This is a genomic window from Acidobacteriota bacterium, assembly GCA_003225175.1.
Taxonomy (GTDB): Bacteria; Acidobacteriota; Terriglobia; order Terriglobales; family Acidobacteriaceae; genus Gp1-AA112.
The window spans coordinates 101,002-113,199 of record QIBA01000033.1; the positions used below are offsets into that span (position 1 = coordinate 101,002).

Here is a 12,198-nt window from a genome sequence, read left to right on the forward strand (position 1 = left end):
CCTTGGCCAGACTTTTTGCCAAGATGATTCACTCATGCCGCAGAGCCGTGAGCGGATCGATCTGCATTGCGCGTTGTGCTGGAAGGAATGATGCAAGCGCACTTACGAGCAGCACGATCGCCACGATCAACACGTAATTCGCCGGATTCCCTGGCTTCACGCCGAATAACAATCCCGCAAGCAGCGGCGTCAGGACGAGCGACAGTAAGAAGCCGCCGGTTAAACCGAGCAGGACGGACGCAAATCCATCGGCCAGCACCATTCTCATTATGTCCACGCGGCGAGCGCCGATCGCCATGCGAACGCCGATTTCACTGGTGCGTTGCGCTACCGAGTACGACAGAACGCCATAGATGCCGATGCAGGCCAGCAGAAGCGCGATTGCGGAGAGCGATATCGCAAGTAACGAGGCAAAGCGGCTCTCGGAACGCGCTCTCTCTACATAATCCGTTAGAGGCGCAACGCGGGAGACCGGCATGTTTTTGTTCAGCAGGGCTACCTGCTTGCGCGCCGCGTCAGTAAGACCAGAGACGTTGCCGGCAGTGCGAATGACAATCGCCATTGGCCGTGGCGCGAGCTGGAACGGAACATAGATCTGCGGCCGCACGATCGCTGTAAGCGAGTGGCATTGAATGTGTCTGACCACACCGACAACGACAGCCCAATCTCGCTGGAACTGATACGGACCGCTGGGAGAGTCTGAGATGTTGAGCTTTTTTCCGATTGCATCGCCGTCCGGCCAGAGCTCGTGTGCGAGAAGATCATCGATGATAATTACGTGCTCGTGTGCAGCATTATCAGCTTCCATGAAATCGCGGCCATGAAGCAGCGTCGCGCCGATCGTGCTGAAATATCCCGGCAGAATAGAACGATGGTCTGCGTAAACCGTGCTCCGCAGTTCGGTGGGCGTGCCTTGCTTCCAGTAATAGTCATACCAGTTCGCAGTGTCCTCAAGCGGAATATGCGAGACCGCCGAAACGGATTCAACACCGGGAAGGGCTCTAAGATTTTGCTGCAATTGCCGCAGCATCTCGTAATTCGGCGGAGGAAGCTGAAAAGTGAAGACGTTTTCTGCGCGGAAGCCAGGATCAACGCGCAGAATGTTGACGAAGGTCCGCATCAGCAAACCGGTTCCGATGAGGAGTACAAATCCCAGAGCCACTTCGGCCGAAACAAGTACGCTATTCCAGCGCCTTCCAGTCCACCCTGCCGGGCGTGTCGCTTCCTTAAGGTTTTGAACCAAGTCAAAGCGATTCACTGTGATCATCGGCGCGAGCCCGAAGAGCGCGCTGGTAACTATGGCCACTGCGAAGGTAAAGGCCAGGACGCGCAAGTCCAGTTGAACCTCGCCGAGGTTTGCCAGCGAAGGCGGCCGGACCGCCAGAATTGCACGCACGGCGGCCCAGCCAATGCCAAGGGCGAGCACTGCGCCGAGGAAGCCAAGGAGCAGACTCTCCGTCAGGAGTTGGCGCACAAGTCTTCCCCGCGATGCGCCGAGTGCAACGCGAACTGTGGTTTCGCGCAGGCGCTGTGTGGCCCGCGCCATCAGCAGATTAGCAACATTTGTGCATCCGATGAGCAGCACTAGAGCAACGCCGCCAAAAAGAAAGAGTAAGGTGCCGCGGACCTCGCGCACGTCTTCTGCCTGAAGCGAATAGACGTACAGGCGAAAGTTGGAAATCCCTGAGTTTCCGTCAAACGAAGTGATCTGGGTTGCGATGGAATCCGCTTCGGCTTGGGCTCTTGCGATATTGCTTCCCGGGCGCAGGCGCCCAACTAAACGAAGATATGCCGGCCCAAGAGGATCGGACGCATCGATACCAGTCGAATAGAAGACATCGACATTTGCGGCAATACTCGATCCGCCGGGAAGAATCAGCCGGAAATTCTCAGGCATTACGCCAATCACAACTGCCGATCTCGGCCCAAATCGGACCACGCGGTCAATAATGCCCCGATCGCCACCGAAGCGCCGCATCCAGACTCCATGAGAGATGATGATCGGCCGCTGGGCATTCGGTGCTTTCGGCTCGTCTTCGGGCGCGAAGAAGCGGCCGAGTTCAGGCTTTGGGCATAGCAGCGGCAGAAAGTTGGCGGTAACTGTGCCCACCTTCACCTGCTCCACGTCTCCATCTCCGGGGAGAGCGCCGTTGGTCACCCAGATGCCGCCAACCTGATCAAACTCCTTCGTGTGTTGGCGAATCTGAAAAACTTCGAAGTTCGAAGCAGGCGCTCGGTTGGTGTTTCCCAAACCGGACCAAATGATCGCCAGCCGGTTCGCGTCAGGATAAGGCAGTGGACGCAGGAGAACGGAGTTGACCACGCTGAAGATAGCCGTGTTTGCTCCGATCCCAACCGCCAGCGTGAGTATGGCGAGTGTGGCGAAACCTGGGCTCTTACGCAACATTCGGGCGCCGAAGCGCACGTCCTGGAGAAAATCCTCAATCCATCCCCAGCCCCACTCCGTGCGACTCTTCTCCCTCAATGCGGTTTCATTTCCGAACTGGCGTTGAGCGGCCTCGCGAGCCGCATTCGGCGCCATGCCTGAAGCGAGATGTTCCTCCTGGCGCAGCTCCAGGTGCAGGCGCACCTCCTCCTCGAGCTCCGCGTCAAATTGACGACGATTGACTAACATCCTCAGCCGTCTTGCGAGTTCGCGTAGCCGGTTCATGCAGAACTCCTCTCAGATCGCTTCGATCACACGCGAGATCGCTCCAATAACACGCTTAAATTGCGACCGCTCGACCGCCAATTGCTTGCGGCCTGCGGCGGTCAATTGGTAGTAGCGGGCGCGGCGATTTCCGGCCGTTGTACCCCAGCTTGCTGTCACCCAACCTTTGATCAGCATGCGCTGCAACGCAGGATAGAGCGAGCCTTCTTCGATTTGCAGAACATCGTCCGAAATCTGCTGGATAGAGTTCGCGATCTCATACCCGTGCATCTCGCCGAAGCGGCCGAGAGTTTTCAAAATCAACAGGTAAAGCGTTCCGGGAGGAATCTCGTCTCGACGCAAGCGTGCGGCCTCCGTGACATAGTTAGACTATGGAAGTCTCGGACTCTTAGCGCGCGCTGTCAAGAGCAAGTTGGTGTTGGCGGAAGTTCCCGGCTCCTTTCCCGGAGATACGAGATTTGGGCGTTCGACACGAATGGAAGTTTGAGGCATTCACGCGGGCACGCCCTCCGCAGCGGCCTACCGAGAGCAGGCACTCTCTTTGTGGGCTCTCAACGAAGACTAAGACTGGCAGGGCATCGCCACCGGCAATTCATAGCTCACCAAATCTGCCTTGAGCCGTCATAAACAGTGCAAGCGACTTCGCTGTGCGGATGATCGCTTTCGAACTGATTGTTCCTTGTTCCAGAACCAGCAGACTTCAACCTTCTCAAGAGCGCAGCAGGTGCAAGCCCCGGAGTGTGCGAATGCAGAATTTTTCCGGCAGTATTCGTTACGCCGTTCGGCAGTTCAGGCAGTCACCAGTGTTCACCACTGCTGCAGTTCTTACTCTGGCTTTAGGGATTGGCGGCACGACGGCGATCTTCACGCTGATACATGCTGTGATGCTGCGCTCGCTGCCGGTCTCCGATCCGGCGCGGCTCTATCGCGTGGGAGAAGGGAATGATTGCTGCGTGGAAGGCGGTCCGCAGGACCGTTGGGGCTTCTTTCCATACTCGTTTTATCAGCAAATGCTCACGGCAATGCCGGAGTTCGAGGAAGTCACGGCGTTCCAGGCCGGTGGCGGGCGCATGGCGGTTCGCCGCGAGCACCTTGAAACTGCTGCCCGTCCACTGCGTTCCGAATATGTAACTGGAAGTTATTTTTCCACTTTGGGAGTGCGCCCGTTCGGCGGACGCCTCTTTACTCCAGCCGATGACACCCTTTCCGCTCCCCCCGTTGCCGTGCTCAGCCATCATGTATGGCAGACCGTCTATGGTTCCGATCCGTCCGTAGTAGGCGCAAGTTTCATCATCGAAGGACACCCCTTCACCGTCATCGGGGTCTCGCCTCCGGGATTCTTCGGAGAAACCCTGCGCGGCGATCCACCCGAAATCTGGATTCCGCTGCAGCAAGAAGCGGTCATGAGTCGCGACGGCGGTCTGCTGAACTCGCCTTTCTCTGCGTGGTTGCGGGTGATCGGGCGTGTGCGCCCGGGCGTCTCGACGGCTGCCATGGGTCCACGCCTTACCGCGATGCTGCGTCAATGGATGCTGAAGGACTCGCAGTATCCCGTCGACTGGATGCCGGAGATTAAGCGTCACCTCCCCAACCAGGTAATCAACGTCATCCCAGCGGGAGCCGGCGTTGCCGAGATGAAAGAAGAGTACGGACGAAGCCTGCAGATCCTCTTCGCTGTTTGTGGTGTAGTACTGCTGATCGCCTGCGCGAATGTGGCGAATCTGCTTCTCGCGCGGGCCGTGGCACGCCGCGCGCAAACCGCCGTGCGCCTCGCCATCGGCGCTTCACGCAGACAAATCATCGCCCAGGCGCTTACGGAGAGTATTCTCCTGGCGGTCGCCGGGGGAATGATTGGGCTCGCAGTCTCCTTCGGCGCAGCGCGGCTTCTGCTCTCCCTGGCTTTTCACAGCGCGCACTTTCTGCCGATTAGCACCGCGCCATCCCCTATCGTCCTTGGCTTCGCTTTCCTCGTAGCGCTGTTGACGGGAATCATATTCGGCGCGGCTCCCGCGTGGTTTGCCACGCGCACTGACCCAGCCGACGCGCTGCGCGGATCGACTCGCAGCACAGGCGATCATTCGTCGTTCGCGCGCAAAGCGTTGCTGATCCTGCAGGCCACGCTATCGATTGTGCTCGTCGCGGGTGCCATCATGCTGGCGCGCAGCCTCAACAAACTCCAGCACCAGGACTTCGGATATAAAGTCCCGGGACGCGTGCTCGTGTCGCTGGAGTCGCCGCCATCCAAGTACGGGCCCGAGAAGCTGGCCTCGCTTTACCGTGAAATGGAGCAACGCCTCCTGAGCATTCCCGGAGTCCAAGGTGGAGGACTCGCGCTGTATAACCCGCTCACTAACAACTGGGGCGAGCTCATCATGATCGAAGGCCACGAAGCTCCAAAATTCAACGAGAACGCCGGGGCATCCTGGGACCGCGTAAGCGCGAATTATCTCCAGAGCCTCGGAGTGAGACTGGTGCGCGGCCGCAACTTCAGCGAAGCCGACAATGAGAATACCGAGAACGTCGCCATCGTGAACGAAGCCTTCGTGAAGCGATTCTTCAAGAGCGGCGAGGAAGCTCTCGACCACCACTTCGGCCTCGACCTGCCGCAGAATGCCTCCACATACCGCATCGTGGGTATCGTGCATGACGCGAAGTTTGCCGGATTTGCGCTGCACAAACCGGCACGCCCGATGTTCTACGTGCCGCTGGCGCAGTACGTTCATTATCCCGACCTGCTGATGCGAAGGTTCGAAATGTCGTCGCATGGCGTGAGCGCAGGCATGCTCGTCACCGACGCCTCGCCGGGCGCCCTGGAACCGCAACTGACGCGAATTCTCTCCGAGATCGATCCCAATTTGACACTTATAAGCGTAAGAACCCTGCAGCAACAAGTGGATATGTCGTTCGAACAGGAGCGCGCCGTCGCCAGTCTCGCAGGATTGTTCGGGATCGTAGCTTTGGTGCTCGCCGCAGTCGGGCTGTATGGAGTAACGGCTTACACAGTTGCGCAGCGCACCAACGAGATCGGAGTACGCATGGCCCTGGGCGCTAACCGCCGCAACGTCGTGCAGCTCGTGCTGCGTGGCGCCTTCAACCGCGTGCTGCTCGGACTATTGCTCGGCCTGCCCCTGGCGGTCGGCGCCGGCCGGCTGATCGCCGCCCAGTTGTACGGAGTCTCAATTTGGGATCCGCTCGCACTCTCAGCTGCTGCAATCTCATTGGCGATATGCGCGTTCTTCGCCGCCATCATCCCTGCAGGACGAGCAGCTTCTATTTCACCGATGAGTGCGTTGAGAACCGAGTAGGAAGCTTGTGCCCTTTGCTGCTGGCAGCACTTCGCGGATATTCCGACGGTTGCGACTGTGCACCTGCAGGAAACCGTTCATCGTTATGATTGTTGAGAATCTGTCAGGCAGCTTCTAGCTCGGCGCCTGTCAATTCCTCTTTCGGCAATGATTCCTGGCGAGCCGCGCTCAATTGCCCCAAGGCGAAAGCGCCCAAGGCCATGTTCACGTCGCGCACTGCGATGTCGTAGTCGTCGTTGAGCACAAGGTTCGCCGCAATGGACAGCAGCCATGCAGAAGCGGCGTAGCTCGAGAGCCGTGTGCGCGGACTCAGAATGCCCACTCCGACTAACATTTCGATAATCCCGACAATCCGCATGAAATTCTTGTTACTCATCGGGAGCTTTTCATTGACGTCAGGAGCGGTGTACTTTTCCCAGTCCGTCAGCAGATTGGTAAATTTGTCTGCACCTGCCAGGAATGCTGTAGCGCCCAATCCGATTCGGAGTGCCCAAAAAGCTGAAGCAATCTTGCTGTCGTTTTCCATGCATCTTCTCCCGATTGGATGGATGCAATCGGCGTGAGTGGGGTGGCGTGATTAGGCCCACCTGCAAAGAGAAGGCTTCAATAATTCCCTTCCGCGACCTGATAACACGTCAGCCGATTGCTGCGCCACATGTCGCACACTGAGTTGCGGTCGTCAATCACAAAGGCCACACGATCGTCGCCGATTTCATCAAGCAACTCTCGCTTGACTATGTGATCGGGACGCCGGTCACCGGAGCGCCGCATATGCAGCTCCGAAAAGGGCACCTGATAGCGGCGCAGCCAGTCGGTCGTCGCTTGCCGATACTCCGCCGGACGCCCGGAGACAATGAAGATCTCGTACTCGGGTACCAGGTTCTTCACCCATTCCAGAACCACTGGATTGGGTGGATCTTTGCTCATTTCCTGGAAGAATCGCTTCCAGTTTTTCTTTTTGCTGCCGCGAATCCAGTGCAGACGGTGAGTCACGTCGGCCAATGTGCCGTCCATATCAACGAGCACGACATTGCGGACCTGCGGCAGCAATCGGCCGGAGCTTTCCTTGGGCCTGAATTCCAGAGTGAACATACATGGTTCGATGCATATCACACCTACATCCGGTATTGCTGACTGGTGTACGAAGAAACTCGGCTCTCACCACCCCTGAATTCACTGGAGCATCCAAATAACCCACCGGATGACTCGCGAGGAGCCAGAACATGGCAAACACAAAAAAGACGAAACGCAGCAGCGCGCGCAAGAAGGGTGGTGAGCGCAAGACCTCAAAGAGCAGAAGAAAGAGCCCAACCCGGCCACACCGCCAAGTCTCAACCGAGATCAATGTCTCAGAACTGGCAGACTAAGCCTGACGTGCTGACATAATAAAGGTGAGGAATACAGGCTGATGCTAATGCTTTTGCAGAGAGGCCACAGCAGGTATCTCTTTCAGTAATTCTGCCGCCTTCGCTAAATTCGTTCCCGCCGGCACTTCGCGGAAGTCGCTCATAGTTTCGTCCTGCTGCTGTGTGATTGTCGCGAAAAACAGCGCACGACCTGAGATGTGCGTGGTGAGCCTGGTAATTTCCCAGTGTCCTCCGCCGACGTCCGCCTGATCCACTTCGAAGGTGCCTCCCTTTTTCAGTTTTGCCAAAATGCCGCCGCCAAAATCAACGTTCTGCAGGAGGTGTCCGCTCAGCTTTCCCAGACGCATCTGCTTTGCGTCGATCAGCAGCATGCCTTCCATTGCATGGAAGACCTTCGCCTCGCGACTTGGCGGAGAAAACTTCGGATTCGGCCGGAAGGCAAGCCGGATCGTATCGCCTTCCCTCCCGCTTGCGCTGTACAGAAAGGCATTCGGCAGCATGGCAAGCAGTTCGGTTGCCTTCTTTGCATCCCGCTCGGTCTTTTCACGCTGCTGCTTGCGATAATTGGGATCGGTGAGGAACTTCTGAATGTCTTGCTGACTCCGTTTCTCCTGATCGGCGGTAGCCGGTTTCCCATTCACGGAAATCAGCCGGCGCATGGAGCCTTCGGGCGTGCCCACTACTTCTTCAACTCTCGTCGTGCCGCGCTGCGAGTTCTTATCGCGATACATCCATTGGCTATGATCGTTCTTCGCCGCCGCGAGTTCGTTTTGAACCATGCGGTTCACCAGGTCACGGGGACTCTGCGCAAACGCCACCCCACCCAGGAGCAGAACCCAGCCAGCCGCTGCTACACACGATCGATGCATCAATCAAGTTGGAACCCAGGGTACTGCCGAACGTTGCCTTCCGGCGGTTGAGAGCCGATCCGGCATAGCCAATCTTTCCATCCCAATGTTTCCTGGTTTGTGACCTTCTATCTGGGCCGTCGCTTTATATGCCTTGACGCGTATATGCCATGTAGAGTATATAAAGGACGTGGAATCTGTCTTCGAAATCATTGCGGAGCCGAACCGGCGCGCGATATTGAGTCTGCTGGTCTCGTCACAACAGTCCGTCGGACAAATCGAGCGTCAACTTCGTATGCCCCAGCCGGCCGTGTCAAAGCACCTGCGCGTGCTGCGCGAGGCCGGATTCGTGGAATCCACGGTCGACGCACAGCGCCGTCTATACCGGCTGAAGCCTGAACCGTTTCAGGAGGTCGATCACTGGCTGGCGCAGTTCCGCCGCTTCTGGTCCGCTCACGTCGACGCTCTCGAACGCCACCTCGACCGCATGGATATCGATGAAGATCAATCAACACCAACGAAAAGAAAGACGAGGAGAAGACGACGCGGCCGAAACCGCGAACGTGGAAAAGGAGAAACGAAATGAAAATCAAATTGACCAACGTGTACGTGGACGATCAGGAAAAGGCCCTGCGCTTCTATACGCAGGTACTGGGCTTTGCCAAGAAGACCGATTTCAGTCAGGGCCCATATCGCTGGCTGACCGTGGCCTCGCCCGAGGAGCCGGACGGCACTGAGCTGCAGTTGGCGCTGAACAATAACCCCGCGGCTAAAGCGTATCAGCAGGCGATGTTTCAACAGGGCCAGCCCGGGGCCATGTTCTTTACCGACGACGTCAAGGGTGACTACGAGCGGATCAAGGCACGCGGCGCCGAGTTCACCATGCCGCCCACCGGCGTGACCGGCTCGACCATTGCGATGCTGAAGGACACCTGCGGCAACCTCATTCAACTCACCCAACTGACATGGTATTCACGCTAGGGATGAAGTATGAAGAAGGCGACCGATCGTGAGCAGTACACTAAACCACTTCGGGAAGTGGATGCCTGGCTGGATCAGTTGGGTCGGTTCTGGTCCACTCTAATCGACGCTCTCGAACGTCACCTCGACCGCATGGGCGAGGATCCATCACCACGAACAACCAGGAAGACGAGGAGAGCGAAATGACCGATCGCGAGCAGTACACACCGGGTCCAGCCAGCGGGGCGCAGGTAAAAAAGGACGGAGAGATGTGGACGCTCATTCTCGTCAGAGAACTGCGCCACAAGCCGGAAAAAGTGTGGCGGTCGCTTACCGAACCGGCGCATCTGCGAGAGTGGGCGCCCTTCGACGCCGATAGGAGCCTGTGCACGGTTGGAGCGAAGGTAAAGCTCACGTGGATGGCAGCGCCCACGCCGCAAGTTTCCGAAATAAAAGTCACGCGAGCCGACGCGCCCAAGGTGCTTGAGTACAACTGGGGGGACGCCAATACCCGGTGGGAACTCGAACCCCTTGGCGGTGGCACGCGCCTGACTCTCTGGCACAGCCTGGATCGCCGCTTCATCGCAATGGGTGCTGCCGGATGGCACATTTGTTTCGATGTTCTGGATCGTCTTCTCAGCGGAACTCCTATCGGCCGCATTGCCGGCGTCGAGGCGGTGAAGTTCCGTGGTTGGCAGCGGCTGCACGTGGAATATGCGAAACAGTTCGGTATTGCAACGCCCAACTTGCCGCCTCCGGCGGCTCAAAAACCCTGAATCGAGGTGAGCCATGAGCCAAGCTATTCAACGTTCGATTCTTCGCTGGATTCACATCGTCGTTGCCATTCCGATCGTCGGCTATATCTATAGCCCATTTGACCAAATTCCAAACTACGCACCCGCTACACAGTATGTCTTCGTTCCTATAATGGTCCTTTCGGGACTTTGGATGTGGAAGGGCCATGTCGTTCGACGACTGGTTTGGAAAGGATCGGTCTAACTGTTCGCTCCTTCGAGCTTGCCTTGCTATGTTATGCTTGCTAAATGATCCGGCGATCAAGTGAAGGACAGACGTCGAAAGTCCGGAGGTATGTTCGCGATCATTACGTTCGGCCAGCACGGAGTCGCCGGCAAGCTACGTTTCGCGTAGTGGTTGGCGATGTCCATCGCGCGCTCAGATTAAACAATCGCGTGCCGCTCGTGTGCAATGCCCTGGCCTCACGAAAGTTTCTGGAGGAAAACTCACTTCGTCTGCTTGGTCGTACGGGACCTCCGTCGGGGCAAAGTACCACGGTGGAACTGACTTTCGAATTGCTGAATCCCGACCGGCCAATTGCGGCGATGGAGTCTTTGCGTGTACTCCGCGGAGCCGGAAAAAAAGTCTTTCGTGAGCTGGGCGGCGGAGAGAAGTTCCTTCGGGACGAACGTAGCGCATTCTCGCGAAGCATGCGCCAAGAGCGTGGGCGATGAGCCGAATCTATTGGGATTCGATGCTGTTCATCTACTGGATCGAAGATCATCCGCGATACGCTCGGCGCATTGCCCACATACTGGACCGAATTACCGAACGTGGTGACGCTCTGTGTACCAGCACTTTCACATTGGCGGAAGTGCTTACCGGCCCTTACAAACGCGGAGACGAGAGGCTAGCCACTCAAATACGCGAGGTGTTTAGCGGTCCTGCGATTGAGATGCTGCCGTTCACGCATGAAACGGCGGATGTTTACGCCAGGATCCGCGCACGTTTTGGGTTCGCTCCTGCGGACGCCATACACCTCGCCAGTGCTGCTGAATCAAAAACCGACGTATTCCTCACCAATGATGACGCCTTAGTCGGAAAGGGAGTGCCTGGAATTCAGTTTGTCGCGGGAATCGATACGGATTTGTTCTGATAAAGTTGCCGAGAAACCCCAACGGGCTAACTGCGGTTGTTGCCGGTATACATGAAAACAACTGCCCTGATGGAATCTGCTTCAGCAATGATCGACGAGAAGATCAAGGAACTTGGCGACTAGCGCGGCAAGACGCTCGCGAAAGTGCGCGGAATCATACACGCGGCAGACCTTGAGATCGTGGAAGAGTGGAAGTGGGCGAAAGCAACCAACCCCGGAGCACTTCAACAGTGCGACTCAAGATTTTTCGGGAAATCCATACCTGGATCATGCAAATAAGTTCGCCGTCTGCATAGAAACCACCTTAAGCCTACAGCGCGCCCTACTCCGAAAAAAGCCGGAAGCCTGCTGCAGCGAAATCGGAGTCGAAGGCGAACGCGGTAGCCACATCATGCCGCTTCATTACAAGAAAACTGACGTGATCCACCAGGCTGACCTGGCGCTTTTTCGGGTGCTCCAGCTCTCGGACGGCAAGAGCATGCAAATCCTCGTCCACCCACTCGAGAACGAAATTTCTCGCGTCTCTGGCGAGCTTCATCGCCGCGGCTATTCCCAGACGGGCCTGAAGCAGCGCCATCGACTCGACCAGCACATAGTTATGGGTTAGCAACTCTTCCCCTGCTTCGAGAATCGCATTGAGGCGCCGCAGTGCAATGGAGTGGTTAGCATCGGCTGAATCTGCCCACGCGTAGACCGCCGAAGTATCGACAAAGATCATTTGTCGAATGCCGCCGCCAAAGCTTCGTCATGCCGCTCCGAAACGGGAGAGCGATGCCCAGGTTTCGATCGGCCCGATGCCACTGATAAAAATTGACTCGCACGCTTCGGTTTCGCGCGCCTGACTTCCCCTTCTAAGCCTGCCTCCACCAATTCCCGGACCACTGAAGAGATCGACCGTTCCTGCTGAAAAGCCTTCTGCCTCAACTTTCCGTATGTGGCTTCGTCTAGTTGGATCAAAGTACGTCTCATGACTACATGATATCATGAGATCATCAAAAGGCCAGGGCTGTATTGGGCCATCCTTGCGGAGATGGCAATCGGCGAGCGTGAGAGACTGGAGGCCGGTACTTCTTGCTGACCGTCGGTCTCCTTCTGTGAGATTGCGTTACGCTCAGCGCAGCTAAAATAGGTGCGAGAGTCTGAGCTGTACATGAAA

14 protein-coding genes and 1 pseudogene are annotated in these 12,198 nt (G+C 57.1%); 8 read left to right on the top strand and 7 right to left on the bottom strand.

Translation table 11 applies throughout. The annotated features are described in order from the left end of the window. Nucleotides 1-28: 28 nt before the first annotated feature. Nucleotides 29-2,671 carry a hypothetical protein gene (locus tag DMG62_05210; GenBank protein PYY24114.1) on the bottom strand — a complete coding sequence of 881 codons (2,643 nt, stop codon included), beginning with the start codon at nucleotides 2,669-2,671 and terminating at the stop codon, nucleotides 29-31. 12 nt (nucleotides 2,672-2,683) lie between these two features. After that, nucleotides 2,684-3,013, bottom strand: coding sequence for a PadR family transcriptional regulator (locus DMG62_05215; GenBank protein PYY24115.1), 330 nt, complete (start codon nucleotides 3,011-3,013; stop codon nucleotides 2,684-2,686). Nucleotides 3,014-3,417: 404 nt separating this feature from the next. On the opposite strand from DMG62_05215, the gene DMG62_05220 reads away from it, so the two are divergent. Further along, complete coding sequence (locus DMG62_05220; protein ID PYY24116.1) at nucleotides 3,418-5,976, top strand: ABC transporter substrate-binding protein; 2,559 nt, start codon at nucleotides 3,418-3,420, stop codon at nucleotides 5,974-5,976. 103 nt (nucleotides 5,977-6,079) lie between these two features. On the opposite strand, the gene DMG62_05225 is transcribed toward DMG62_05220, so the two are convergent. From DMG62_05225 to DMG62_05235, 3 genes are all read right to left on the bottom strand, one after another. Then, nucleotides 6,080-6,502 (bottom strand): hypothetical protein, encoded by a 423-nt coding sequence (locus DMG62_05225; GenBank protein PYY24117.1) that lies wholly within the window; start codon nucleotides 6,500-6,502, stop codon nucleotides 6,080-6,082. Nucleotides 6,503-6,579: 77 nt separating this feature from the next. Beyond that, nucleotides 6,580-7,068 carry a hypothetical protein gene (locus DMG62_05230; GenBank protein PYY24118.1) on the bottom strand — a complete coding sequence of 163 codons (489 nt, stop codon included), beginning with the start codon at nucleotides 7,066-7,068 and terminating at the stop codon, nucleotides 6,580-6,582. Nucleotides 7,069-7,387: 319 nt separating this feature from the next. Next, complete coding sequence (locus DMG62_05235; protein PYY24119.1) at nucleotides 7,388-8,212, bottom strand: hypothetical protein; 825 nt, start codon at nucleotides 8,210-8,212, stop codon at nucleotides 7,388-7,390. Between the two features lie 169 nt (nucleotides 8,213-8,381). On the opposite strand from DMG62_05235, the gene DMG62_05240 reads away from it, so the two are divergent. From DMG62_05240 to DMG62_05270, 7 genes and pseudogenes are all read left to right on the top strand, one after another. Further along, nucleotides 8,382-8,777: a transcriptional regulator gene (locus tag DMG62_05240; GenBank protein ID PYY24120.1), complete on the top strand. Its 396-nt coding sequence runs from the start codon at nucleotides 8,382-8,384 to the stop codon at nucleotides 8,775-8,777. Further along, nucleotides 8,774-9,172 (top strand): glyoxalase, encoded by a 399-nt coding sequence (locus tag DMG62_05245; protein ID PYY24121.1) that lies wholly within the window; start codon nucleotides 8,774-8,776, stop codon nucleotides 9,170-9,172. Before DMG62_05240 ends, DMG62_05245 begins: the two co-directional genes overlap by 4 nt. A 42-nt stretch (nucleotides 9,173-9,214) precedes the next feature. Continuing rightward, a pseudogene (locus DMG62_05250) lies at nucleotides 9,215-9,358 on the top strand (transcriptional regulator). Beyond that, nucleotides 9,355-9,927 carry a polyketide cyclase gene (locus tag DMG62_05255; protein ID PYY24122.1) on the top strand — a complete coding sequence of 191 codons (573 nt, stop codon included), beginning with the start codon at nucleotides 9,355-9,357 and terminating at the stop codon, nucleotides 9,925-9,927. Before DMG62_05250 ends, DMG62_05255 begins: the two are co-directional and overlap by 4 nt. A 13-nt stretch (nucleotides 9,928-9,940) precedes the next feature. Continuing rightward, nucleotides 9,941-10,150 (top strand): hypothetical protein, encoded by a 210-nt coding sequence (locus DMG62_05260; GenBank protein ID PYY24123.1) that lies wholly within the window; start codon nucleotides 9,941-9,943, stop codon nucleotides 10,148-10,150. A 149-nt stretch (nucleotides 10,151-10,299) separates the two neighbouring features. Next, the gene (locus DMG62_05265; protein ID PYY24124.1) at nucleotides 10,300-10,620 is read left to right on the top strand and encodes a hypothetical protein; all 321 of its coding nucleotides are present in this window, start codon (nucleotides 10,300-10,302) and stop codon (nucleotides 10,618-10,620) included. Continuing rightward, nucleotides 10,617-11,042, top strand: coding sequence for a PIN domain nuclease (locus DMG62_05270; GenBank protein PYY24125.1), 426 nt, complete (start codon nucleotides 10,617-10,619; stop codon nucleotides 11,040-11,042). Before DMG62_05265 ends, DMG62_05270 begins: the two co-directional genes overlap by 4 nt. A gap of 322 nt (nucleotides 11,043-11,364) precedes the next feature. Here the strand turns inward: DMG62_05270 and DMG62_05275 are convergent, their stop codons facing one another. Both DMG62_05275 and DMG62_05280 read right to left on the bottom strand, forming a co-directional pair. Then, entirely contained in the window at nucleotides 11,365-11,760 is a 396-nt protein-coding gene (locus DMG62_05275) for a VapC toxin family PIN domain ribonuclease (protein ID PYY24126.1), read from the bottom strand. Further along, nucleotides 11,757-11,999 carry a hypothetical protein gene (locus DMG62_05280; GenBank protein ID PYY24127.1) on the bottom strand — a complete coding sequence of 81 codons (243 nt, stop codon included), beginning with the start codon at nucleotides 11,997-11,999 and terminating at the stop codon, nucleotides 11,757-11,759. Before DMG62_05280 ends, DMG62_05275 begins: the two co-directional genes overlap by 4 nt. Nucleotides 12,000-12,198 lie beyond the last annotated feature (199 nt).

Coding starts and splice junctions, on each gene's coding strand:
- DMG62_05210 (PYY24114.1), bottom strand. CDS start 2,671: ATGAACCGGCTACGCGAACTCGCAAGACGGCTGAGGATGTTAGTCAAT.
- DMG62_05220 (PYY24116.1), top strand. CDS start 3,418: ATGCAGAATTTTTCCGGCAGTATTCGTTACGCCGTTCGGCAGTTCAGG.
- DMG62_05225 (PYY24117.1), bottom strand. CDS start 6,502: ATGGAAAACGACAGCAAGATTGCTTCAGCTTTTTGGGCACTCCGAATC.
- DMG62_05230 (PYY24118.1), bottom strand. CDS start 7,068: ATGTTCACTCTGGAATTCAGGCCCAAGGAAAGCTCCGGCCGATTGCTG.
- DMG62_05235 (PYY24119.1), bottom strand. CDS start 8,212: ATGCATCGATCGTGTGTAGCAGCGGCTGGCTGGGTTCTGCTCCTGGGT.
- DMG62_05245 (PYY24121.1), top strand. CDS start 8,774: ATGAAAATCAAATTGACCAACGTGTACGTGGACGATCAGGAAAAGGCC.
- DMG62_05255 (PYY24122.1), top strand. CDS start 9,355: ATGACCGATCGCGAGCAGTACACACCGGGTCCAGCCAGCGGGGCGCAG.
- DMG62_05260 (PYY24123.1), top strand. CDS start 9,941: ATGAGCCAAGCTATTCAACGTTCGATTCTTCGCTGGATTCACATCGTC.
- DMG62_05270 (PYY24125.1), top strand. CDS start 10,617: ATGAGCCGAATCTATTGGGATTCGATGCTGTTCATCTACTGGATCGAA.
- DMG62_05275 (PYY24126.1), bottom strand. CDS start 11,760: ATGATCTTTGTCGATACTTCGGCGGTCTACGCGTGGGCAGATTCAGCC.